General features: G+C 57.6%; 31 protein-coding genes and 1 pseudogene. 22 read left to right on the top strand and 10 right to left on the bottom strand.

Translation table 11 applies throughout. The annotated features are described in order from the left end of the window. The first annotated feature begins 204 nt into the window (after positions 1-204). On the top strand, positions 205-753 hold the full coding sequence (locus tag C8J33_RS25405) for an AAA family ATPase (RefSeq protein ID WP_280952328.1): 549 nt from the start codon (positions 205-207) through the stop codon (positions 751-753). A 57-nt stretch (positions 754-810) separates the two neighbouring features. Here C8J33_RS25405 and C8J33_RS25400 read toward each other — a convergent pair whose 3' ends face one another. Beyond that, entirely contained in the window at positions 811-1,296 is a 486-nt protein-coding gene (locus C8J33_RS25400) for a MarR family winged helix-turn-helix transcriptional regulator (protein WP_110731080.1), read from the bottom strand. An 81-nt stretch (positions 1,297-1,377) separates the two neighbouring features. Here C8J33_RS25400 and C8J33_RS25395 point away from each other — a divergent pair, with 81 nt between their 5' ends. Beyond that, positions 1,378-2,256 (top strand): EamA family transporter, encoded by an 879-nt coding sequence (locus C8J33_RS25395; protein ID WP_110731079.1) that lies wholly within the window; start codon positions 1,378-1,380, stop codon positions 2,254-2,256. A gap of 380 nt (positions 2,257-2,636) precedes the next feature. Here the strand turns inward: C8J33_RS25395 and C8J33_RS25390 are convergent, their stop codons facing one another. Both C8J33_RS25390 and C8J33_RS25385 read right to left on the bottom strand, forming a co-directional pair. Then, entirely contained in the window at positions 2,637-2,975 is a 339-nt protein-coding gene (locus tag C8J33_RS25390) for a hypothetical protein (RefSeq protein WP_132665796.1), read from the bottom strand. 17 nt (positions 2,976-2,992) lie between these two features. Then, positions 2,993-3,436 (bottom strand): helix-turn-helix domain-containing protein, encoded by a 444-nt coding sequence (locus tag C8J33_RS25385; RefSeq protein WP_132665795.1) that lies wholly within the window; start codon positions 3,434-3,436, stop codon positions 2,993-2,995. Positions 3,437-3,641: 205 nt separating this feature from the next. Between C8J33_RS25385 and C8J33_RS25380 the strand changes: the two genes are divergently transcribed. The 6 genes from C8J33_RS25380 to nadS all read left to right on the top strand — a co-directional run bounded on the left by C8J33_RS25380 (position 3,642) and on the right by nadS (position 6,729). Next, positions 3,642-4,028: a helix-turn-helix domain-containing protein gene (locus C8J33_RS25380; protein WP_165929895.1), complete on the top strand. Its 387-nt coding sequence runs from the start codon at positions 3,642-3,644 to the stop codon at positions 4,026-4,028. Between the two features lie 14 nt (positions 4,029-4,042). Next, complete coding sequence (locus C8J33_RS25375) at positions 4,043-4,726, top strand: SOS response-associated peptidase (protein ID WP_132665793.1); 684 nt, start codon at positions 4,043-4,045, stop codon at positions 4,724-4,726. Positions 4,727-4,776: 50 nt separating this feature from the next. Next, positions 4,777-5,067, top strand: coding sequence for an I78 family peptidase inhibitor (locus tag C8J33_RS27995; protein WP_132665792.1), 291 nt, complete (start codon positions 4,777-4,779; stop codon positions 5,065-5,067). A 770-nt stretch (positions 5,068-5,837) separates the two neighbouring features. Then, positions 5,838-6,002, top strand: a complete 165-nt coding sequence (locus tag C8J33_RS27225; protein ID WP_165929893.1) for a hypothetical protein — start codon at positions 5,838-5,840, stop codon at positions 6,000-6,002. Between the two features lie 95 nt (positions 6,003-6,097). Then, positions 6,098-6,448 carry a type II toxin-antitoxin system RelE/ParE family toxin gene (locus C8J33_RS25365; protein ID WP_132665791.1) on the top strand — a complete coding sequence of 117 codons (351 nt, stop codon included), beginning with the start codon at positions 6,098-6,100 and terminating at the stop codon, positions 6,446-6,448. Continuing rightward, positions 6,445-6,729, top strand: a complete 285-nt coding sequence (nadS, locus tag C8J33_RS25360) for a NadS family protein (protein ID WP_132665790.1) — start codon at positions 6,445-6,447, stop codon at positions 6,727-6,729. The genes C8J33_RS25365 and nadS overlap by 4 nt, the downstream gene beginning before the upstream one ends. Positions 6,730-6,796: 67 nt before the next feature. On the opposite strand, the pseudogene C8J33_RS25355 reads toward nadS, so the two are convergent. The 6 genes and pseudogenes from C8J33_RS25355 to C8J33_RS25330 all read right to left on the bottom strand — a co-directional run bounded on the left by C8J33_RS25355 (position 6,797) and on the right by C8J33_RS25330 (position 10,944). Continuing rightward, positions 6,797-7,534 (bottom strand): annotated as a pseudogene (locus C8J33_RS25355) (ImuA family protein). Positions 7,535-7,537: 3 nt separating this feature from the next. After that, positions 7,538-8,809: a Y-family DNA polymerase gene (locus C8J33_RS25350; RefSeq protein ID WP_132665789.1), complete on the bottom strand. Its 1,272-nt coding sequence runs from the start codon at positions 8,807-8,809 to the stop codon at positions 7,538-7,540. Then, entirely contained in the window at positions 8,806-9,237 is a 432-nt protein-coding gene (locus C8J33_RS25345) for a LexA family protein (RefSeq protein ID WP_245507288.1), read from the bottom strand. The genes C8J33_RS25350 and C8J33_RS25345 overlap by 4 nt, the downstream gene beginning before the upstream one ends. Before the next feature lie 151 nt (positions 9,238-9,388). Beyond that, positions 9,389-9,640 carry a hypothetical protein gene (locus C8J33_RS25340; RefSeq protein ID WP_165929892.1) on the bottom strand — a complete coding sequence of 84 codons (252 nt, stop codon included), beginning with the start codon at positions 9,638-9,640 and terminating at the stop codon, positions 9,389-9,391. A gap of 134 nt (positions 9,641-9,774) precedes the next feature. Beyond that, entirely contained in the window at positions 9,775-10,308 is a 534-nt protein-coding gene (locus C8J33_RS25335) for a restriction endonuclease (RefSeq protein ID WP_132665787.1), read from the bottom strand. 297 nt (positions 10,309-10,605) lie between these two features. Further along, positions 10,606-10,944 carry a helix-turn-helix domain-containing protein gene (locus tag C8J33_RS25330; protein ID WP_245507287.1) on the bottom strand — a complete coding sequence of 113 codons (339 nt, stop codon included), beginning with the start codon at positions 10,942-10,944 and terminating at the stop codon, positions 10,606-10,608. A 384-nt stretch (positions 10,945-11,328) separates the two neighbouring features. Here C8J33_RS25330 and C8J33_RS27220 point away from each other — a divergent pair, with 384 nt between their 5' ends. The 7 genes from C8J33_RS27220 (at position 11,329) to C8J33_RS25295 (ending at position 14,991) form a co-directional block, all read left to right on the top strand. Then, positions 11,329-11,604, top strand: a complete 276-nt coding sequence (locus C8J33_RS27220; RefSeq protein WP_165929891.1) for a hypothetical protein — start codon at positions 11,329-11,331, stop codon at positions 11,602-11,604. A 318-nt stretch (positions 11,605-11,922) separates the two neighbouring features. Next, the gene (locus C8J33_RS25320; RefSeq protein WP_245507286.1) at positions 11,923-12,276 is read left to right on the top strand and encodes a DUF3846 domain-containing protein; all 354 of its coding nucleotides are present in this window, start codon (positions 11,923-11,925) and stop codon (positions 12,274-12,276) included. Between the two features lie 99 nt (positions 12,277-12,375). Beyond that, positions 12,376-13,392, top strand: coding sequence for a hypothetical protein (locus tag C8J33_RS25315; RefSeq protein ID WP_245507285.1), 1,017 nt, complete (start codon positions 12,376-12,378; stop codon positions 13,390-13,392). 30 nt (positions 13,393-13,422) lie between these two features. Continuing rightward, positions 13,423-13,872, top strand: a complete 450-nt coding sequence (locus C8J33_RS25310; protein ID WP_132665786.1) for a hypothetical protein — start codon at positions 13,423-13,425, stop codon at positions 13,870-13,872. A 9-nt stretch (positions 13,873-13,881) separates the two neighbouring features. Further along, the gene (locus C8J33_RS27215; RefSeq protein WP_165929890.1) at positions 13,882-14,217 is read left to right on the top strand and encodes a hypothetical protein; all 336 of its coding nucleotides are present in this window, start codon (positions 13,882-13,884) and stop codon (positions 14,215-14,217) included. A 48-nt stretch (positions 14,218-14,265) separates the two neighbouring features. Then, entirely contained in the window at positions 14,266-14,571 is a 306-nt protein-coding gene (locus C8J33_RS25300; RefSeq protein WP_132665785.1) for a hypothetical protein, read from the top strand. A 159-nt stretch (positions 14,572-14,730) separates the two neighbouring features. Beyond that, positions 14,731-14,991: a helix-turn-helix domain-containing protein gene (locus tag C8J33_RS25295; protein ID WP_132665784.1), complete on the top strand. Its 261-nt coding sequence runs from the start codon at positions 14,731-14,733 to the stop codon at positions 14,989-14,991. A 96-nt stretch (positions 14,992-15,087) separates the two neighbouring features. Here C8J33_RS25295 and C8J33_RS25290 read toward each other — a convergent pair whose 3' ends face one another. Then, positions 15,088-15,270, bottom strand: a complete 183-nt coding sequence (locus C8J33_RS25290) for a hypothetical protein (protein WP_132665783.1) — start codon at positions 15,268-15,270, stop codon at positions 15,088-15,090. 218 nt (positions 15,271-15,488) lie between these two features. Here C8J33_RS25290 and C8J33_RS25285 point away from each other — a divergent pair, with 218 nt between their 5' ends. The 7 genes from C8J33_RS25285 (at position 15,489) to C8J33_RS27400 (ending at position 20,231) form a co-directional block, all read left to right on the top strand. Further along, positions 15,489-15,728 carry a type II toxin-antitoxin system VapB family antitoxin gene (locus tag C8J33_RS25285; RefSeq protein ID WP_132665782.1) on the top strand — a complete coding sequence of 80 codons (240 nt, stop codon included), beginning with the start codon at positions 15,489-15,491 and terminating at the stop codon, positions 15,726-15,728. Then, positions 15,728-16,162, top strand: a complete 435-nt coding sequence (locus tag C8J33_RS25280; RefSeq protein WP_132665781.1) for a type II toxin-antitoxin system VapC family toxin — start codon at positions 15,728-15,730, stop codon at positions 16,160-16,162. Before C8J33_RS25285 ends, C8J33_RS25280 begins: the two co-directional genes overlap by 1 nt. 27 nt (positions 16,163-16,189) lie before the next feature. Further along, on the top strand, positions 16,190-16,489 hold the full coding sequence (locus tag C8J33_RS25275) for a hypothetical protein (protein ID WP_132665780.1): 300 nt from the start codon (positions 16,190-16,192) through the stop codon (positions 16,487-16,489). After that, positions 16,482-16,814: a hypothetical protein gene (locus C8J33_RS27405; protein WP_207904065.1), complete on the top strand. Its 333-nt coding sequence runs from the start codon at positions 16,482-16,484 to the stop codon at positions 16,812-16,814. Before C8J33_RS25275 ends, C8J33_RS27405 begins: the two co-directional genes overlap by 8 nt. Positions 16,815-16,958: 144 nt before the next feature. Further along, positions 16,959-18,548, top strand: a complete 1,590-nt coding sequence (locus C8J33_RS25265; RefSeq protein ID WP_132665778.1) for an RcgA family putative transporter — start codon at positions 16,959-16,961, stop codon at positions 18,546-18,548. After that, positions 18,538-19,539, top strand: a complete 1,002-nt coding sequence (locus C8J33_RS25260; RefSeq protein ID WP_132665777.1) for an alpha/beta fold hydrolase — start codon at positions 18,538-18,540, stop codon at positions 19,537-19,539. The genes C8J33_RS25265 and C8J33_RS25260 overlap by 11 nt, the downstream gene beginning before the upstream one ends. A 479-nt stretch (positions 19,540-20,018) precedes the next feature. Next, positions 20,019-20,231 carry a hypothetical protein gene (locus C8J33_RS27400; protein WP_207904064.1) on the top strand — a complete coding sequence of 71 codons (213 nt, stop codon included), beginning with the start codon at positions 20,019-20,021 and terminating at the stop codon, positions 20,229-20,231. The last annotated feature ends 38 nt before the right edge of the window (positions 20,232-20,269 follow it).

The following is a 20,269-nucleotide window of genomic DNA, read 5'->3' as shown; positions in this document are numbered from 1 at the left end:
AGTTTTCGGACGGTCTGCGGGAGTTTCGCGACAGCGTATTTCGCTCTAGACTTAACATTCCCACGAGCTAACTTGACCCTGCGGCAGACCTGAAAATTGTATCAGGCAGCCCCTTCGCATAGCCCCTCTATGAACTGCGGTTCGGGCCTGCGCTTCACTCTCCAGCATCAACATAATTTCACCGCGTATGCGGAAGGAGTTTCTATGGCAGACGCCGAACATATGTTTGTCGTGACCGGCGGCCCCGGTTCCGGAAAAAGTAGTCTGATCAATGCTATGACCCGGCGAGGCTTTAGCACGATGCCCGAGGCGGGCCGGGCGATCATACAAGATCAGGTCAGGATTGGTGGACCAGCCTTGCCCTGGGCGGATCGGACCATCTTTGCCGAGCTCATGCTGGGCTGGGAGCTGCGTTCCTACCACGACGCTCTCGAAAGTCACGCGCCAGTCTTGATGGATCGGGGGATACCTGATGTCGTCGGCTATCTCACGCTCTGTGGTCTACCTGTTCCGGCTCATATCGAGGCGGCGGCGAAAATTCATCCCTACAACAAGCAAGTTTTCCTCGCCCCGTATTGGGACGCCATTTTCGCGCAGGACGCCGAGCGCAAGCAGGACCGGCAAGAGGCCGAGGCGACCGGCAGGGTTATGGCTGAAACTTACACCCGGCTTGGCTATCAGATTGTTGAGCTTCCGTTGGCGGGCATCGAGCAGCGCGCTGACTTCATGGCTGACAGCCTGCGAGCGGTGTGAAGCAGGCTGGAGTCGGCGCCGTAATCCTAAAATGCACGACTTATCAAAGGGTGCAGACTATCCCTCAAACGCAGTCAGCCATTTTCCAAGCAGTCGATCGAGCTGGCTTCGTTCCGTCTCACTCAGCACTTCTGTCAAATGCTGTTGGTTGGCAACGTGCTCACCGACGATCCTATCAATCAAGGCGAACCCTTCGGCAGTCAGGCCAACGACCGAACCGCGCCCGTCGTCGGGATCACGCGCGCGACCAACGAGCCCGGCCATCTCCAGCCGATCAATCCGGTTGGTCATCGTGCCGGAGGTCACCATTGTCCATTCCATCAAGGCTGAAGGGCTCAGCGCGTAGGGTGGACCGGATCGGCGCAACGTCGCGAGCACGTCGAAACTCGCCGCATTGAGTCCGTGGGTCGTGATGACCTTATCCATGCCGAGGCCGAGATGGGCGGAGAGCCGCTTCAGCCGACCGATCGTGCCCATGGGGGCGACATCGAGGTCCGGGCGCTCGCGGCGCCATTGGTCGAGAATGCGGTCCACCTGATCCATGATGAGAGTCTAGCGTCCAGATATCTTGACATCAAGCTTTCATCAGATATCTTGACGTCAAGATAGATCGGGGTGCGTAGCATGTGGAAAGATCGTGTTCTGACAGCCGCCGTGCCGATGATCTGGGGCAGCACCTACATCGTCACCACCGAAATGCTTCCTGGAGGTTACCCGCTCACGGTCGCCATGTTGCGGGCCCTTCCAGCCGGTTTGATCCTGCTTCTCGTGGTACGGCGTCTGCCGCCCGCCGAATGGCTCGTGCGCCTTTTCGTCCTCGGGGGCCTTAACTTCACGCTGTTCTGGGCCGCGCTCTTCATTGCCGCCTACCGGCTGCCTGGCGGGCTTGCGGCCACCCTCGGCGCATCCCAGCCTTTGATCGTGCTCTTTCTCGCACGAACCATGCTCGGAACACGCTTGCAGCCGTCAGCCCTCGTTGCCGCGCTGGCCGGCATTGTCGGTGTCGCTCTCCTGATCCTTGGACAGCAAACCGACCTTGATCCCATCGGCGTCGCGGCTGCCTTGACGGGCGCTTTTTCGATGGGCGCGGGCACGGTTCTGACGCGCAAATGGCAGCCGCCGGTCTCGGCGCTAACGTTCGCCGCCTGGCAGTTGACGGCGGGCGGACTGCTCCTTCTGCCGATTGCCCTGTTCTTCGAGCCTGGTTTTCCCATGCCCTCCACGCTCAACCTCGCCGGCCTCGTGTGGCTAGGCCTTATCGGGGCGGCACTGACCTACTTCTACTGGTTTCGAGGGATCGCCCGGCTTGGCCCTGCGGCCGTCGCTGCCTTCGGCTTCCTCAGCCCGCTGACGGCCGTCCTGCTCGGCTGGGCCGTTCTCGGGCAGGCCCTGAGCCTGACCCAGATCCTCGGCGCGACAATTGTCATTCTCAGCGTGTGGCTGGCCCAGCGCGCCGGGCGGCACGAATTGGTCTCTTCAGCACATCAAGCTGCCAGAGCGTGAAACCCATCATCGTCCGCTCAACGCTGCTTAAAGCCTGAGCATGAATACGCCACGAAAATCCTGATTTTGCGGCGTTGCAGAAGTCGGGGTAACATATCGAGCAAAACTCGGGCAGGCCGTCCGAAAACTCAGAATGAAATTTCCTACGTAGAATTTCCTTCCGGCATTCCGACTATTCAATATGATGCATTCTATAGACGGTGGCAGCAGGAGAAGCTGCTAGCATCATTTTCTAACGAAATTTTCCTGCCTTGAGTTTTCGGACGGTCTGCCCGATTAAAACGACACTTGTTTTCCCGAATTTTGCGACGTCGCAGAATACGGCGTTTTGCGACAGCCGCAATGAACCCTGTTGGCGCAAGCCGGCCAGATACGGTTATCTATTGCAATGTCTTTGCTGTCTGGATTTCGGCGAGCGCTATGTTGACCAGCTTTCCATGTGCAGCCGATCTCAGGAGTTCGATCCGTCTGTCCAGAATTTCATCGAGATTAGGAGGCGCCGGCCAGATGCCGATGGCTTGCACAATCGTAACGGCGGCCACCAGCGAGACGCCATCGGGAAGCGTTTGTTCGCCGCGGATCCGCGTGTTAAATTTGAAGTCCTTCAGAATCTGTTTAATCGAGGTGGGCTTAAGCCCGAAACGTTCCGCCAACGCTGTAATGTGCTCCCCTGCTTCATATGCTTCGGTGATAGCCTGGTTTCGAATATGCCTTTCCATTGTCGTGCGGTCCTCCGTCAAAGCAAACTGTCGGAACCATCATCGTCCGCTTCATCCTCTCCGGGCTGAAGGACGACGAGAAGCGACAAGATTTTCAGACGCAGCGAACGCGGTAGCTTACTCATCGTATCGATGAGCTTGTACCCCTCCTTGCTTGACAAGTATTCCTTGTGGCGTTCGAGTGCCGCGACCGGCTCGCGTTCAACTTTGTCGCCGGGCGTTAAATCCTCAAAGAAATATGTAATCGGCACGCTTAGGGCATTCGCTATCTCATAGAGCTTGGATGTGCTGATGCGGTTCGAGCCTCGCTCATATTTCTGAACTTGCTGAAACGTAATTCCGAGATCTTCACCAAGCGTTGTCTGAGACATCCCTATTTGGTTCCGACGCATCCGCACCCGTTGGCCCACATGTATATCGACTGGGTGTGGCCCGTCTGTCTTTGCACTGCCTCTGCTCATTGGTCCCTCTTGTTCCGCGTGCGGCTCCGCTAAAGCCGGCTCTGTCGATTATCATAGCGGCTTTGGAAATGCATTCTGCAGATCTGCACCATGCGGCGATATCCGTGAGAATAGGCTCCCCAAATCTCAGCCTTCACGCCGGGCGTAATCCTATATAAAACAAGGACTATGTATTCACAAACTGGTTGCTGTAGGGTGTAAAATATTGAAGCCAAAGCAGGCGACGGATTTTGATGTCCTTGTTGGCGAGAGGATTAGAAAGCGGCGAAAAGCACTTGGTCTTAGCCAAAGTGAACTTGGTGCCGTGGCCGGTTTATCTCACCAACAGATCGTGAAATATGAAGCGGGACAGAACCGCGTCCACCCTGCCGAGATGGTCGTGTTTGCAAGGGCGCTCGATGCGCCAGTCAGCTACTTCTTTTTGCAGCACCTGACCGTTTTTGCCGAGGAGCAACAGTTTCTCGGATATCTCGTTTCGGAAGAGAGTATCGAGCTCAACACGGCATTTGCCAAGGTGACAGATCCGGCAAGGCGGAGGGTTATCCTCAACATCGTGGACAGTTTCAAAGAGCTGTCGATGCAAACTCGGTAGATAAGGGAGGCCCTATGTGCGGGCGTTTTACGAACATCATGACGTGGGCCGAGATCCACGGACTTTACAGCATTCACCAATCCGGCCCTCCGGCTTCAAACATGCGGCCCCGCTACAACATTGCCCCGACCCAAGACGTCCATTTCACCCACAAGGGCAAATCTGGTGAGTTAGAGATCGACTATGGACGGTGGTGGCTCGTGCCGTTCTTTGCAAAGGAGTTGCCAAAGGCAGCGATGTTCAATGCTCGCATCGAAACGGTCGATACCTCAGGCGCTTTTCGTGAGCCCTTCAAATCGAAGCGATGTCTCATTCCGGCCGACGGCTATTTCGAATGGACGACAAACGCCGAAGACGGAAAAAAAGACCCTTGGCTGTTGCAACTGCCAGAAGGGAAGCCTTTCTCCTTCGCGGGTCTATGGGCGTACAATGATAAGCTTGGTAGCACCAGCTGCACGATCATTACCGCGCCAGCGGTCAGCCATATCGCTCACATTCACACGAGAATGCCGCTGATTTTGGATCCTGCGTCATATGACGCCTGGCTCCATCCGGATATTCAGGGGAAGGACGCCAAGTCGCTGCTGGTTGATCGTCAGATTGATGACCAGCTCGTGTTTCATCGCGTCGGGCGCGAAGTAAACTCTTCGCGTTACGATGGGACGGACACGAAGATGCCGATCGTCAATTCCCTGTAGGCGGCGACGAAAGCCATCTGTCGAACGCTGCAATAGCGGAGAAAAGTCGAATGCCGAAATTATACGGACCCCTTCTGATTATCGGATTGCTGCCGACCTTGGCGGCTTGCAGCGGCGAGACGGCGACGTCGCCCTCACCGCAAGTCGTTTGCAATACGGACGCTGCACAGAAGCTTGTCGGGCGAAAACCCACCGATGAAGAGGTTCTACTCCTGACGAAGGCCAAGAGCCTTCGCCGGATCGAGCCGGGAATGATGGTAACGCATGATTTCAGGGACGATCGCGTCACCATCGAAAGCGATCCGCAAACCGGACGAGTTGTTTCAGCCAAGTGCGGATAACGCCCGAAACGCAGAAAAAAAGGGCCAACGGAGAACCGCGGCCCTTAAGGTATGAAGGTTATAAACCTCCAGAGGGGAACAGCTGAAGTCGGTCCTGGGAGGATACCCGCGCATCAGCTACGGGACATATGGTCGGTGGCCATCTGAATTGCAAACCAAAAACGGTTTCAGTTGTCAGAACCGATAGCTTTGCTCCTAGCAATTTGGAGATCGAGGAGCCGGAGGGCTTGAGGGCGAAGGCGGCTCACTCGTTCTCAGCGTCGAGCTGTCTTTGACCGGCTTTTGTATTTCGTAAGTTGCGATCAAGACTATGCCCAAGAGCGCGACCCCGATGATAAGAACCCTTGATTTCATGTCGTTTCCTTTGCTTGCGCTCGTCGTCGTTCCTCTACGTTCAGTCTCAAACTGAGACTTGTTTTGCATGGTTATTTGTCATGCAACCGTGACCGCAGGGGATCTACCAATCGTGCTGACGGATCAGGCAACCATTCTATTCGGAACTGCACCACTGCTTTTGCGCGGCCAGAGCGCCGGTCGCCGGTCTAGGATCGTAAGAAAAAAGAGGGTGGAATACGGAGAGGTTTTTTCTCTCTCAACATAGGCCAATTGAACCGAACGGGAGAGCTTGCGTCAATGATGCGGTTCCCCCAATTTCGCCGCTACGCAACGAAATCGGCTCCCCCACGCCCCGTAGGCCGCCTTCGGCGGTCATTGACCCAAGCCCTCCCTTATCGGTCTCGCACCTTTGTTTTCATTCAAAGGAGCCGACGATGACCACTTATGACCACATCCAAGAACTGCGCGCCGAGTTGCGTAACGCTGTGTACCAGGACGAGCGCCAGTGGATCCTCAACGAGCTTGCAGCTGCTGAAGCGCAACTCGCAGCGGAAGAGGCTGCATTTGACGCGCAGTTGAAGGACGAGCCGCCCGAATAGGGCGGACTTCGCGGAAGTGCAATTCCAGCAGCACAGGACGGCATTGCCGTATCTTTGATGTTGCTTAGTAGACGGCATTGCCGTACAGATGCTTTATGCAAAGCGTAATCCAGACCTCTGTTTTTCTGGCGCAATCCAAGCGGTGCGGCCTCTCCGATGACGAGGTCCAAGAGATCGTCGCTGTTATCGCCGCTGACCCTGAAGGCGGGGCGCTGATGGCCGGAACCGGCGGAGCACGCAAGCTGCGTCATGCCCGAGAAGGTCAAGGAAAAAGCGGAGGATTCCGCACCATTCACTACTTCGGGGGCGGAGATATCCCTGTGTTCGCACTCGCAATCTACGGAAAGAGTGAAAAGGGCAACCTCTCGAAAGCCGAGCGGAACGAGCTGGCCCGCATCCTGCCCAAGCTGGCCGATGCCTACAGACAAAGAAAGGAAAAGACGTGACCTTTGGAAAAGAGCTTATCCAAAGTGCGGAGGAAGCACTTGCAATTGCAGAGGGGCGGGCGGAGCCCGCCGCGGTTTTCGTCCCTGAGACTATCGATGTTGCAGCCATCCGTAAGCGACAGAAACTTTCGCAGGTCGCTTTTGCAAAGCGGTATGGATTGCCTACAGGCACGATCAAGGATTGGGAGCAGAACCGCCGTCAACCGGATCGAGCCGCAATGCTTCTACTGAAAGTGATTGAACAAGCACCTGACATGGTGGCGCGTGCCATCCGCGCATGACCATGTACTCAGCTAGCTTGCAGCAGCCGAAGCGTTCTCGCCCTTGAATCCTTCAGCCGTGGCAACGTCATTGTGCCAGCCTCCATTGCTGACGCTCCTCGCGGATGCTTGCCAGACGCCCTTGAGCGTCGCCTGCCGCTACCTCGACATCAAAGGCCTCGCCTGCCCGCGAACGCATAAGCTCGATCATCCAACGCGGTCTCCCGACGCCTGGAACCGGAAGCGGTTCGGATGGCATCGAGGACACGCGCCAGCGCGTGACCGATGCTGTTGGCTGCCCATAATCGGTCGCCTCAGATTGCCGGCGTCAGCGCCGAACGATCAGGCCCATGGTGCCTGACTGTTCAGCCGCCAGCTGAAGGCGGCGGGAAGCAACCATCGGCAAGCGCACCGTCTCGGCTATCACCGCCCCAAGGCCCCCAAAGCGTAAGGCTTCCTCCGCGCACTCCAAGATCCCCTCTTCGGTCGCGCACTCGACGAAGATGACACGATTAAGGTCAAGGCCAGCCTGCTGAAGGCCCGGCGCGAACAAGTCGGTTCGGGACAGGCACCAGATGACATGGCCTTTCGTGCGTGCGGCGATACCGGCCGCAAACAGCGACGACACGGCTCCAGCGACCGCGTCACTTCCACCCCCTGCAATTTCATGGGTGCAGCCGTAGGCAAGGCCCCCACCCGGAATACGGCTATCGATGTCTTCGACGCCAAATGGCAGACGGGGACGCTGTTTTGCTGAACCGCCTGCAATTCGATCTATCCGCTCCTGAAGCTCAGCAAGAATTTCGGGGCTAACGTTCCTGGTCATGATCTATCTTGCCGTGGCGATTGGCAGCTCCTTGATGTTGGTCGTGTAGCGGGGAGACCGACGGTCGAACTTCGTTTGCCACTTGCGCTTGATTCCGGCCGAGGCGGGAATGAGAGCGCCACGGCCAAACTTTGTGTTCACCGCATCGAGGGCGGTCATCAGCCGTTCGGACTGGTCGCGATCGCGGGCGTCAAAGAGCGGGCGCTGTTGCGACCGCGCCGGCACAAGATCATTCATAATGATGCCGGCTTTCGCATAGCGATGGCCGTCCCTGAAAATCTTGCGCGCCCCGCTCTGAGCCATGCGGATCAGGTCGAACGTGTCGTTTGACGCTTCAGGCAAATGCACGGTCGTTTGCGCAGAGTAGGGTTGATCCTTCTCGTTGAAGCGCGACGTATGCATGAAGACTGCCATATGGGTGGCCTCAAGGCCGTAGCGGCGCAGCTTCTCGCCTGCCCTGCTCGCGTAGGCCGCAACCGCTTCCAGCATGCCTGCAAGATCCGTGACCGGCGTTCCGAAAGAACGCGTCACCGCGCAGCCCTTGCGTTGCGGGGGCACATCTTCGAGCGGCAGGCACGATAGGCCCTGCAATTCCAGCACTGTCCGTTCACCGACGACGCTCAAAAGCTTGCGGGCCAGCCGCGCATCCATGCGCGCCAGGTCGCCGGCCGTTTCCACACCGAGGCCAAACAGCTTGCGTTCCGAGGCGGCACCCACGCCCCACACCTCGCCAACCTCGATCCGATCGAGCCAGCCTTGCCGCAAGGCCGTGTCTGTCAGGTCGCAGACTCCACCAAGCTCAGGGTTCTTTTTCGCAACGTGATTGGCGAATTTGGCGAGTGTCTTTGTGGGGCCGATGCCAACGCATGTCGGAATCCCGGTCCAGCGCTGGACGGTCGATCGCAGATCGCGTCCGAATGCTTGCCGGTCGGCCGGTCTGATGTCGGTCATATCGAGAAAGCTCTCATCGATCGAATAGACTTCCACATCCGGAGACCATTGCCGGTAGATTGCGTTGAGGCGTGCGCTCATGTCGCCGTATAGCGTGTAATTGCTGGAATACACGGCGACATCGTTGCTACGACAGAGGTCCCGGATCTTGAAGAAGGGCTCGCCCATCCCGATGCCAAGCGCCTTGGCTTCCGCTGTTCTGGCAACGGCGCAGCCGTCATTGTTTGACAGCACAATGACCGGCCGCTTTTCAATGGATGGGTCAAAAACCCGCTCGCAGGAACAGTAGAACGAATTTCCATCGATCAGCGCAAAGGAAGTCATGTCCGCTTCCTTGGTCTGAGCCAGTGGATGTTACACATGGCGACGCCCCAGATCTCGACTTCCGCAATCTCCGGCAGGTCGAATAGCGGCATATCGCTATTCTCAAATAGTAGCCGTGGTCGATTGCCGTTCATGCGCAGACGCTTCAATGACCGTTCGCCGTGGATCGTCGCTACGACAATGTCGCCATCGATGGCGGTCACGCTCCGGTCCACCACGATCAGGTCGCCGTGGAAAATGCCTGCATCCCGCATGGAATTGCCATCAACCTTCCAGAGGAAGGTCGCCGGCGGGTTGCGGATCAGGAGCCGCGTCAGGTCAATGGATTCGTCAATGTAGTCATCTGCGGGAGACGGGAAGCCGGCACAAAGCCCGTGCAGCATCAGCGGAACGTAAACCTCCGCTTGGATTTTAAGGCCGGCAAGCATTCTAAAGTACCCTTCACGAGACACGAGCGAAAGGAACAAATAGGGAACACAAGCGACAGCAAAAGGCAATATAGAGGATTGCGCGATGATTATTTTAAGTTCGCCTAATGAGAGAGAATCTGATGCGCATTGTACCGGATGGCACGAATAATCACCAACGAGGCCGATCCTCTTCGGTTGGCCCATGCCGCCATTCATCAAGGTAGCTATTGGCTGTATCCCGGCCGGACTGCAGCAGGGTCGGGTCATTCCAGACCATCCAGCCGCCGATGATCAGCGCTGTTATCGCAACCATTCCGACGATCTTTCTGACGACAAACATCACGATAAAAATAGCGATGAGCGCGCCAACGCCACTCGTCAGCAGTGAAGGAATGTTTTCAGGGATATAGGCCCCAAGCATGTTCATATCGTCGCCTTATATACACAGCGTCTTTCAGGCAATGGCACGCAGGATCGACTATTCTGCGACGGCCGCGACAAAAGCAGCGCCCGTCGTCCGTTTGGCCGGATCACGCATCCGACCGAACGCGCAGTTCAACCGATGTCGCCCGTGTTGAGAAAGTCGAGCAACCGCTGACCACTGACGATCGTCAGGTTCGGGTCCGCGGCCGCAACATCCTTCGCGCCGGCGCCAGTGCGCCCGGTATGAATAAAGATCCCGCTGCAGTTCCTTGCAGCCAGGACAGCGCCAAAGGCCGCCACGTGGGCGCGGTTGATGTGTTTTCCGTATCGCTTTGCCTGTAAAAGGTACGTTTCTCCCTCGATTACCACCGAACCATCCAGCCCGCCATCACCGCTATAGGACGCGTTGCGCCGAACGACATGGCCGCGCCGCTCAAAAGCCTCGAGCAATAGTTCCTCGAATGTCAGGGGATCAATCTTGCGAAGGTATGCCAGGCGCTGCGGCATCAGTGGAATGGTGTTGATCTTTGCCAGAACGCGACGGGCCTGGTCCTGCTTGCGGCGGTGACGTCGCTCCTTGGCCTTCGGCCGGAGCAGCCGTCGCAACAGCAGAGCGGCCGCAAGCGCGAGCGCGGCCGCAAGGATCATCATCTCATAGGGCTGCATGCAGCCCTGCCCTACGGACGCCTGCGGCGGCTTTCCCTGTTATGGTCTGTGCGATGATTGCCAAGTGTTGCTCAACCTTCGCCGCTGCGGTCGCGGCCCCCATCCAACGCCAACCCAATGAGACCGAAATAGAGGCGCGGCTTTCGCCGCGCCCCTATCTCAGCGGCCCGCCGTGGGTGTCGGTTTTTTCTCCATCAAGACAACCAGCTTGAAGATCCGTTCAAGACCTTCCGTGTCGAGCTGTCGGATTTCCGAGATCGTATTTTGCAGGAGCCGGGAATGTTCCTGATTTTCGCCTCATAGATGCGGAGCGGCAGGGGCTAGGATTTCCTCTGGCGTGGCGTCCAGAACTTCGCAGAGATGAATTAGGCGGGAGACGGTCAGTCGGGAAACACTCGTTTCATAGCGATGATAGACCGCGTTACTCAAGCCAAGCAGGGGAGCGATTTTCGAACGTGACAAAGACCGTTTATCGCGGGCTTCCCGGATGCTTGTGCTGATTTTGTCGTCCAGTTCCGCGTTCAGATGGACTTTGCCGTGATAGGGTTTCCGATAGACCGGCTTTTCAAGATCAGGATCCTCGACCAGTTGTAGGCCGAGTTGTTCAACCCAGTTTTCTATCGTTGGACCTGCCATGGTTTTACCGCGCTGTAATTTCTAAGCCTGATTCTTTGTTACCGAATTGGCTACGTGATAGGAACCCTGAAACATAGGTTTTCGGCTAAATTTGGCGCATCGCTTCGCGACCCCGCTCTATACCTTCGGCACAGAGCCGCTGGAAAAGCGTCTCCGCCCTGCGGGTAACGATCGCTTGCGCACCGCGGCGGTCGCCGCGAAACAAATGATGATTTGCGCCATATTGGGCTATTCACTGGCATTTACAGTTTGATCGCAAGATACCATATTGCATCAAACCGAGGTCAGGTTGTGACAGGACACTAGCCCGTTCTGCCATGCCGGCAGGGGGCCGCTCTGCCTCGAAACAGGGCGGCCCCTTTTTATTTCTGGGGTATCATCGTCGTGGATATTTTCATTCCAGCAGTCATCGCTTTGGCCGGTTACGTATGGCTCGTGTTGAGAGCGAACCGAACCTTCCACGCCATTCGCAAGGAGCGGTTCGAGCACACAAATGCCGCTGGCGTTCTGCAATTCGACACCTACGAAGAGTTGCGCAAATTCGAGAGCCGCGAAGCCAGCAATCAGTTCTGGATCAACGTCGCGGCCGTGCCTGGCGGCGTCATTCCGCTGGCCGCTATTTTCGCTATCATCGCGTCGATCGCTGAGATGTCCTCCTGAAGAACCCTTCCGCGTGGGTAGATCAACGGTGACACCTCCGGTGTCCTGCTTGCTGGATGAGGGAAAGAGGAGCGCTGCCCTCTCTCCCTCGCAAGCGAAAAAACGGTATCCCCGTCCTTCCTTCGCGCTTTGCGCTCCCTGCAGGATCGACGCTCACGCGCCGACCCTTCGTCTTCGCCTACGGGCGGGCGAACCCCCTCCGTTTTATTCCCTTGCCACCCTCTCTCCCGCTGCTCCGCGCGAACTCGGGAGCAGGAGCGGGGCTCCTGCCCACGAGGGGCATGAGAAGACCGCTTTGCGGAAATGAAAGGGCTAGACATGACCAAAACAGCAACCGTTTACCTGCTGGACCCGGACGCCGGGACCATTCAAACCGTCGAGATTGCGGCGCAAAGCGCTTTCTCGCAAACCTACAAGCTGATTGGATGCCAGCTTGTCGAGGTCGTACCGTTCGACAGCCACCACGTTCTTATTACAGATGAGGAAGGTTTGCGCGACGGCTTAGCCGCCTTCACCGCCTTTGACGGCTACCCGCAGCCGCTAGCAGGGAAGCTCGTTCTTGCCAGTCTGGACGGCTCGCACCTGTTGCCGCCTCAAATCACCATTGAGGACGCCGCGAAGCATTTCAAAATCTGCAAGCCGGTTCTTGATCCGGTTTTTTCCCGAGAATGACGAGCACACCCCCAAGGGCGTTATTCTGGCCGGTGCCTTGCTTGGCTTTCAAACGCGGATCACCCGCACCATGCCAACCGTCATGGCGGGAGTGAAGAAATGAAAATCACCATCGCTTTCTTCGAGCGGGAAGCCGCCGACCGGGTACTAGAAATCGTTGCAGACACCTTCGCCGCTACTATCGCGGCGAAGGACATCGAGCATAATTTTAGCTGGCTCACCCACTCGCCCGAACGACGCGCCGACCGCGAACTTGAAGCGCTGGCCGAGCGCCTGAATGACTTCGCAAACTATGCCATGGACCTATGGAAGGAGGCCGCGACCCCTATTCCCGGTCCTGAAATCGAGGCGTTCACGCGACGGCACATAGACGTCACCCGCAAATATTGGGCAGCGGAAAGCCGTTGCGCCAACTGGATGATAACAGGCCCCGCCCGTTTCCCGATAGCGCGCAACGAAAAGCGCATGAGGGTTTCCGACGCCCGCCGCGCCGATATCGCCGCACATTCCGAGAGCGCCCGCAAGGCGATCAGACGCAAGGCATACCCCCACGGGGCGGACGGTGAGCCGATCCGCTCCGGCGACCCCGAAGCGTTGCAGCGGATCGCATCGCGCATCGACGACCTGGCCTTGTCCATCGACAGGATGAAACGCGCCAACGCCATTATTCGCCGCATGGAAAAGGACCATGCCAGCGAAGCCGAGATATTGGCTCGCGTGGTGGCGGAAACCGGATTGCAGGAGGAACAGGCGGCGCGGGGGATCACTCTAGCGCCGTGGCAGAGCCGACGAGGCTTTTGCACCACCAACACCCGCGCCGAGCTTCGCCGCATGCAGCAGCGGCTAGCGCGCCTTGCCGCGATGAAGAAGCGCGGCGACAGGTCGGAGGAAGTCGAGACAGACGCAGGAGCCGTGGAGGTGAAGGAAAACACCGAAATAGCCCGCATCCAGATGATTTTTCCCGGCAAGCCCGACGAGGACGCCCGCCGCATCCTCAAATCCCATGGCTTTCGTTGGTCGCCCTCGCAAGGCGCGTGGCAGCGTCACCTTAACGAGGCGGGACGCTATGCAGTCAAAACCGTCTTGAGCAAGATCAGCGGCGCCAGCGCCGCTTGATCCTCCCCCAACACATCGAGGATTCGAGACATGACCGAGCAGATTTTTACCGTCATGGAGTTTTGCGGCACGGGCGACCCGATGTTCGGCGGCAATGCCGCCGACTGGTGCCTCTATACGACCGAGGACAAGCGACACGAGTTCTTCAGCGCCGCCGACGCGCAGCGCGGCAATCTGGTCAAAGCCTATTTGCCAACCGAAAAGGAGGCGAAGGCAGCTGGTGAAGCCGCCAACCGCCGAAACGGTCTGGTTTCTGTGCTGCCGGTGCCACTTGACCCCCGCATTCCCGTTTCGCAGCTTCGGTGGATCGTCGGAAATATGCACGTTGGCACAAGCGACGACGATCTGAACGCCGATATCGTCGCCCGTTCGGAAGGCTGGCCGCTAGGTCAGTACGCGGATTACGTGGCTCAGGCCTGCGCCTATGCGCTCGCCAGTCACCGAGCCAATCAGGGCCTTTATGCCCACTTCCGGTTCTAGGGGGCAACCATGACGCACTCTGTCTGCAAACGCTGTGGTGCCGGTTTTTGGGAAAGCGAGAAAGGCGCAAGAGAGGAAGACCTCTGCGATGAATGCGAGGGAAAGCCCGCGTCTACGCGGGCGGCCCGTCGCAGCGTCGAGGTGTTCGATATCCCGTCCGGCCTTGGCGGGAGCCATACAGTCGAAATTGTCAGGGAACTGCAAGGCGGTATGGTGCGGTTGCGCGTCTGGTACGGTCGCGCAACCGCGACAGGCTGGGAACCGTGGAAGGATTGGGACGGCTACCGTTTCGACGCCGACCGCGCCGAGTTGAAAAAAAAGCGGACAATGCCGCTGTTCAAATAGCCCCTTGGCCGTGCCGATCGCGCGGCCCTTTCAGCAGGAGGACCAACATTGAGCCGATATCCTATCACCGTCAAATCAGACATTCAAACCGATGAAAACGCCGTAATCGGTTTTGACCCGCCGTTGCGCACCTACTTCCTGCAGGCGTTCCCCGACGAGGCAACGGACGCTTGCGCGCTATGGCTTGGAGGCTTTCTCGAAGAATATCCGAGCCTTGAATCGATCATCGATGCCGCTCGCGCAGATGGTTATGAGGTTCACGGCCTGACCCGCGATGTCATCATGGCCTTGACCAAGGAAGGAGGGACGCCAACGCAGCCGAGCGTTGGCGAACGACTGGGGATCGTTCGCTAACCCACCAATCGAAGCTTGTATCTTGGGGCCGGTTTTATCAGACTGGCCCCTGTTCGTGTTCGCGGGTCGGACTTGAGCCGCATCGAGCGGCCCATGTCCGAACGAGGGGAGCCCTGGCCCCTCCCCTCGGGCTCCCCTCCCACCCAAAGGAGAAATCAGATGACTACGTTTGAGCCGTTCAAAGTCGAAATCGCCAAGCGCCTTGAGAAGGTCCGCAACGATAGCGGCACATCGACCGCCGAGTTCGCGTCTACCCTGAAGGTCAGCGAAGAGGTCTACAGTGCCTATTTGACCGGCGAAGTCCAAATTCCGATGACCGTTATGAGGACGTTGTACGACCTGCACCAAGTCAATCCTGCTTGGCTTCTGGCAGGTGAGGAGGAGCAATACATGCCTAAAGAGGCCTCTCCTGCCGAATGAATGGCCCTGCAACTGATCAGGGCCAACTTCGGAGGAGCGTCGAGCGGCAAAAGTCCGATCGAGGGGAGCTTAGCCCTCCCCTCCGGCCCCGTAGTTTCAGGTTTGGGCCGCGTAGAAGATGGCAAAATTGACCGCCAGCATTACGATCAGCATGCCGACGAAGGCCAGAAAAAAGACACCGGCCTTTTTAAGTAGGCTTTGCGGCTGTTTTTTACGGCCGAATGCAACCACGCCTGCCGCGCCTGCCGAAATGCCGATAATGGCCGTGAGTGACATCATTTGATGAACCTTTCTTCAATATGCGCGCCATTTGTGCTGGTTTTCGCGAATTCCGGCGCTAAATTACTTTGTGTCTCAGCGCACTCTTGAAGTTGGTCGGGTCAAATCGCGCAAGGTCGTGCAACCGGCGATATGTCAGTCTTCCCAGAAAACTGTTGCCGCTCCTTGTGAGCATATCCAAAAGAGGATATGATAATATCCTGAAAAGGATATGCTCCATGCCGCTCTATATCAAAGATCCGGAAGTTGACACTCTCACCGAAGAGTTGATCCGTTTGACCAAGACATCGAAGGTTGAGGCGGTGAAAACAGCCCTCAGGCGCGAAATCGCCAGCCGCAAGGGCAGCTTGCCCATGCGCGAGCGCCTGGCAAAGTCCCTTGCGATGGCGCGGGACGCCGGTCCCTTCGCGCCGGGGGATCACAAGCGCGAAACGGATGAAATGTGGGGCGAAGACTGATGCTATTCGTGGACGCTTCCGTGGCCGTCGCAATCCTTGCCGGCGAAGACGACGCCGGCGAGCTGATGCAGCGGCTTGAACAGCATGACGGCCCCTTTTACGTGTCGGCGGTGGTTCGCATGGAAGCCTCGCTTTCGCTGACGCGGCGTATGGCCGAGGCGACAGGCCGCGACCGTCCCGCTACGCCTGACATGCTCGCTAAGGCGCGAAGGATGGTCGATCAGTTCTTCGCCGACCTTGAAGCCAAGGAGGCCATGATCTCGGGAGATGTGGGGACCAAGGCGCTGGACGCTGCACAGCAGTTCGGGAAGATCGTCAATCACCCGGCAAAACTGAATATGGGCGATTGTTTCACCTATGCCTGCGCCAGAGCTTACCGCACGAAGATCGCTTACAAGGGCAACGACTTTGCCGAAACCGATCTCGGCTGGTGACCGTCAATAGCAACGCGCGAGATACTCATGTCCGAAGATGTATCACAGATTTTCTACACATATTCTCCATGCCGATGGACCGAAGGCGAACGACGCTGGAAAGATGACGACGCCGGCTTTGATATCTTCGACACATATGAAGCCGCGAAAGAGGACGCGCTGAAGCTTCGAGAAGACATTTTGCGTCAGGGAGAGACGCCCTGGACCCCAGTCCAGATCGAGAAGCTGGTTATGGCCCCCATGAACAGGGAAAATTTGCTGCTTCTTTTCAATTCCGGCTTTGAGGCTGCTGTCATCGACCACGAAGTGATGGACGTGATTGAATGAGGTCAGCCAGGACGCGTGGGATCGCTTACATCCGGCGTGGAGCGCCGAGGAGCAAATCCATTTCCTGAGACGTCAGAACATTGCCGGTTTTGAGAATGTAAGCTGCGACATAGGTCAGCTTGTCATTCACCTCGCTCTCACCCTGCGGACGGTATTGGAGGATTGCCTGTCGGGCTTCCGCTTCTTCTCTCATCAGGGCGTCGTCAAACTGAGCGCCATCTGCCATCGCATGGAGCGTGGCGATGTGCTGATCAATCAACTCCGCGAGGCGAGTCTCAAGGGTCTCCTTGCACATGAGCACTTTGTGCGTGCGATGACGGGATGAGCGTGGATCGGATGACGACAAATCTATCATGGCTGAACAACTCACTGATCTATGAGCGTCCTAGCGTAGACCACTGCTTGCGGATGAAGGCACGATACACTACGAAGTTCCACGAAACGAAACGAAACCAGCGCTGGTAAGCCTTTGGAGAAGAACGGAAAGTTTTTCATCGCGCCCCCTAAGGATGGGCGGGATTTCAAGGAACTGTTCAAGCACCTTGCCGCTGCAGGGGCTGGTCGCCCCTTGGATAGCGACGGCTTTCCGTCGGGTCCATGGACGCCAGAGCTTCTGTCAGACGCCATTTCGCAGATAGATTCCAATCGTGTCGGCGTCGATCTGCGATCGGTCCAACTCTGGTTTCAGGAGAACGACAAGGGTGTGAGCGCTGCCAACATTCGCTGGCTTGCGAGGATCTTTGGCTGCGATGATCCGGTAGAGACGAGTGAATGGCAGATGGAGCTCAGCGCGGCTCGATCTCGATTGGCCGCCAAAAGGCGGGATTCGCGGAGAGCGGAAACTCCTCGCAATCGAATTCCGGATCTTCCATTGGCCGACGCCGATACCAACACGATTGTCTATACGGCGCAGGGTGAAGCGCCGGGGCAAAAGCAAGGTTTCAGTCTCGGGCGATTGTCTGAAACCGTTTTCACGCATGGGTCGCCCCTGAACCTGCCCGCTTCGGTCTTCGCAGGGGCGTCGGCTCTTGGGTTCCTGGCCTATATCCTGGGTATTCACAGCGCGATCTATACCCGGGTCGATGGCGTCGTGAAGCAGGTCGGGTTCCTTTGGTCACCCAACTGGACCTTTCTCTTCATGGTCCTCTTGCCCGTGTTTTTTGTGCTGGTCACGGAGCTTCTGTTTTACTGGAAAAGCACTGGCCGGATGACGTTGGCAGGCCATGGCGACAAGATCCAAAGCAGCCTCGATTGGAACCGTCACCTCAAAGCCTATTCCTATTCCTATTGGGCCGTTTTCGTCATCTGCATTCCCTTCGCCGGTATCTTCCAGTGGATCGCGGTGGATCTGATACCGCTGCTGAAGGGCGGTGGCGACTACGCAATAAGTTGGAGCACATTGGCGATCATCAGGCCCGAGGTGGTCTCGGTGCCAATGTCGATCGTCTTCTCAGGCCTTGCATACCTCTACATGTGCCTGTGCTTCTATCTGCTGTTCGCAGGGCTGATCTTGCTTCATACGATCCTCCATGACCTCTGGACGATCGAACGCGCAACGCAGCTGCGACCGGATGAGTTTCAGCGGGAAGCCGGTGCAATCGCCCTGAGAGTGATGGAGGGCATATTCCGGTGCACCACGGTTGGTATTATGGTCGCCATCTGCATGAAGCTGCAAAGCGCCTACCTGGCCTCAAATGGTAAGGATATCGTGACGTGGATCGTGAACGATATCTCTGTTGTCTTCGACGGATATGCAAATGGCCGCAATGGCTTTCACTACAGAATGCCAACGCATTTCAGCAGTCTGTTGGTGGCGATCTCGTCCTGTGTAGGCTTCCTGTTCGGGTCCGTTCGGTTTGCAAGACGCTTCCACATGCCGCTATGGCGGATGTCGGCGGTCGTCGCGTTGCTCTTCGCTACCTACATGCTGATCGATGCCTTTGACGGCTTCTCGATCCTCCTTGGTATCGCAACCCTGCTTGCGACATACGCCCTCTTCGATCCGGAGTTCGGGCGGTGGCGCGCAGACGAGACAGAAAGCGATCAACGTGTTTCATAGCTGGCTGGATGGTTGGGACGAGCGGCGCGCGCAGCGCGGTGACGAGGCCAAGAAGACAACGTCTTTCGTGATCGACGCCGACCGCGCCTTTCCCGGCGCGCAGAGTACCGCGTCTCTGGAAGAATTTTGTCTGCTTGCCGACAAGGCCGCTTCCGATCCGGGTTTCTTCGAGCGACCGAGCGGGAGCGCTGACGGCTTTGACCGAAAAGACGGATGGCTCAAGTTCCCGTCCGACATCGCGACGGACGTTGACGAGAACAACACCGTGTGGGCGAAAATCACGGAAAGCGCGTCCAGCAAAAAGGTATTGGTGATCTTCCACCACTGGAATGCGGAAGCCCGCAATGCTCAGATCGCGACATTGTTTTCGAGGCGCGGCATCACCGTGATTGAGATCGCGATGCCCTATCATTTCGAGCGCAGCCGTCCCGGCTCGCTGTATGCCGACTACATCCTCAGCGCCAATCTCGGGCGAACGCTCCAGTCCATGAGGCAAGCCGTTTTCGACGGACGGAAAGTCATTGGCTGGCTGAAAAGCGAAGGCTATCGAGAGATTTCCGTTCTCGGCATGAGCTTGGGCTCCTGGGCCGCGGGATTGATCGCGGCGCACGAGCCGGCCGTGTCGAAAGCCTCGCTGTTTCTGACAGCAGGTAGCCTCGCTGATATGGTTTGGACCGGGCGTGCGACACGATCTATCCACGACAGCCTTGCGCCTCATATCGAGCTAAGCGACCTCAGAAGGGCATGGGGACCGCTCAATCTGGAGAACTACGCGCAAAACTTGGCGCGACCCGACTTGAGGCTTCACGTTGTCCTCGCGAAACGAGACACGGTCGTTTTGCCGGATCTATCGTCCCGATTTATGCAGAGTCTCAAGAGTGTCGGCGCTTCGCCCCACATCCTGGAACTAAACTGCGGGCATTATTCGCTCGCTATCCCGCCCTACATTTTACTGGCGGGCCTGAGCCTGAACAGGTTCCTATCGCGCTAATCAGTGCCGCCTTTGCGCTGCGGGCATCCGCTGACCGCATCGAGCGGCCAGCGGATGCAATGAGGGGAGCCCCCTTCGGCCCCTCCCCTCAAACTCCCCTTCCCCCGCACGATGGACGCCCCGCAAGCGGGTCGGCTCATTGAGGCTTGTTGGCGTTTCCGGCCGGAGACGTCCTGATGTGTGCCCACCACCGCTGCAGCATGACGGCGATGGAGATCCGCCCTTGCGGTCGGATCGCGATTTGCCGGTTGAAGGCAAAGGCGACGGCCGGGGCTACGAAGGCCGCGTTTACCGGTCTCTCCTTGGTGGCTGTACGTAATCTAATGCTGCGCACGATATGGCAGGCCCCGCCTTTGCGTGCAACCCCAAGGGGTTCTCCTCTCCACTTCGCTGCGTTGCGATCGCTGCGCGATGCACTCGGCGGTTCCAGCCGTATTCGAGCTTCGCGATTACGCACAACCACCAAGGAGGATCACCTTATGAAAACGCTCGTAACCTTCTGCCAGAAAACCGGCCGCCGCCTTCGCCAGTTCATCAACCGGCAAATCGCGAAGTTGGCCCATAAGGGCCAACTTAAGTTCTCCATCGCCATCATGCTTCGTATGCCTCCGCCGAAGGCCGTCTGCCCTGATTTCGTGATTGGCTTTAAGTCCATGCCTTATGTCATGCGCTACAATCATTTCCCCTATTGAGGTCTCTTCCGCGGACGATCTTGGCCGTCGACGGGATT

This window comes from Rhizobium sp. PP-CC-3G-465, assembly GCF_004343445.1.
GTDB lineage: Bacteria > Pseudomonadota > Alphaproteobacteria > Rhizobiales > Rhizobiaceae > Ferranicluibacter > Ferranicluibacter rubi.
Note: the sequence above shows the minus strand (reverse complement) of the source record. Positions and strands in the feature narration are given on the sequence as shown.

What these genes read in the sequence shown, in the direction of transcription:
- C8J33_RS25405 (WP_280952328.1), top strand. Translation starts at nt 205, where the DNA reads ATGGCAGACGCCGAACATATGTTTGTCGTGACCGGCGGCCCCGGTTCC.
- C8J33_RS25400 (WP_110731080.1), bottom strand. Translation starts at nt 1,296, where the DNA reads ATGGATCAGGTGGACCGCATTCTCGACCAATGGCGCCGCGAGCGCCCG.
- C8J33_RS25395 (WP_110731079.1), top strand. Translation starts at nt 1,378, where the DNA reads ATGTGGAAAGATCGTGTTCTGACAGCCGCCGTGCCGATGATCTGGGGC.
- C8J33_RS25390 (WP_132665796.1), bottom strand. Translation starts at nt 2,975, where the DNA reads ATGGAAAGGCATATTCGAAACCAGGCTATCACCGAAGCATATGAAGCA.
- C8J33_RS25385 (WP_132665795.1), bottom strand. Translation starts at nt 3,436, where the DNA reads ATGAGCAGAGGCAGTGCAAAGACAGACGGGCCACACCCAGTCGATATA.
- C8J33_RS25375 (WP_132665793.1), top strand. Translation starts at nt 4,043, where the DNA reads ATGTGCGGGCGTTTTACGAACATCATGACGTGGGCCGAGATCCACGGA.
- C8J33_RS27995 (WP_132665792.1), top strand. Translation starts at nt 4,777, where the DNA reads ATGCCGAAATTATACGGACCCCTTCTGATTATCGGATTGCTGCCGACC.
- C8J33_RS27225 (WP_165929893.1), top strand. Translation starts at nt 5,838, where the DNA reads ATGACCACTTATGACCACATCCAAGAACTGCGCGCCGAGTTGCGTAAC.
- C8J33_RS25365 (WP_132665791.1), top strand. Translation starts at nt 6,098, where the DNA reads ATGCAAAGCGTAATCCAGACCTCTGTTTTTCTGGCGCAATCCAAGCGG.
- C8J33_RS25350 (WP_132665789.1), bottom strand. Translation starts at nt 8,809, where the DNA reads ATGACTTCCTTTGCGCTGATCGATGGAAATTCGTTCTACTGTTCCTGC.
- C8J33_RS25345 (WP_245507288.1), bottom strand. Translation starts at nt 9,237, where the DNA reads ATGCTTGCCGGCCTTAAAATCCAAGCGGAGGTTTACGTTCCGCTGATG.
- C8J33_RS25340 (WP_165929892.1), bottom strand. Translation starts at nt 9,640, where the DNA reads ATGCTTGGGGCCTATATCCCTGAAAACATTCCTTCACTGCTGACGAGT.
- C8J33_RS25335 (WP_132665787.1), bottom strand. Translation starts at nt 10,308, where the DNA reads ATGCAGCCCTATGAGATGATGATCCTTGCGGCCGCGCTCGCGCTTGCG.
- C8J33_RS25330 (WP_245507287.1), bottom strand. Translation starts at nt 10,944, where the DNA reads ATGGCAGGTCCAACGATAGAAAACTGGGTTGAACAACTCGGCCTACAA.
- C8J33_RS25320 (WP_245507286.1), top strand. Translation starts at nt 11,923, where the DNA reads ATGACCAAAACAGCAACCGTTTACCTGCTGGACCCGGACGCCGGGACC.
- C8J33_RS25315 (WP_245507285.1), top strand. Translation starts at nt 12,376, where the DNA reads ATGAAAATCACCATCGCTTTCTTCGAGCGGGAAGCCGCCGACCGGGTA.
- C8J33_RS25310 (WP_132665786.1), top strand. Translation starts at nt 13,423, where the DNA reads ATGACCGAGCAGATTTTTACCGTCATGGAGTTTTGCGGCACGGGCGAC.
- C8J33_RS27215 (WP_165929890.1), top strand. Translation starts at nt 13,882, where the DNA reads ATGACGCACTCTGTCTGCAAACGCTGTGGTGCCGGTTTTTGGGAAAGC.
- C8J33_RS25295 (WP_132665784.1), top strand. Translation starts at nt 14,731, where the DNA reads ATGACTACGTTTGAGCCGTTCAAAGTCGAAATCGCCAAGCGCCTTGAG.
- C8J33_RS25290 (WP_132665783.1), bottom strand. Translation starts at nt 15,270, where the DNA reads ATGATGTCACTCACGGCCATTATCGGCATTTCGGCAGGCGCGGCAGGC.
- C8J33_RS25285 (WP_132665782.1), top strand. Translation starts at nt 15,489, where the DNA reads ATGCCGCTCTATATCAAAGATCCGGAAGTTGACACTCTCACCGAAGAG.
- C8J33_RS25280 (WP_132665781.1), top strand. Translation starts at nt 15,728, where the DNA reads ATGCTATTCGTGGACGCTTCCGTGGCCGTCGCAATCCTTGCCGGCGAA.
- C8J33_RS25275 (WP_132665780.1), top strand. Translation starts at nt 16,190, where the DNA reads ATGTCCGAAGATGTATCACAGATTTTCTACACATATTCTCCATGCCGA.
- C8J33_RS27400 (WP_207904064.1), top strand. Translation starts at nt 20,019, where the DNA reads ATGAAAACGCTCGTAACCTTCTGCCAGAAAACCGGCCGCCGCCTTCGC.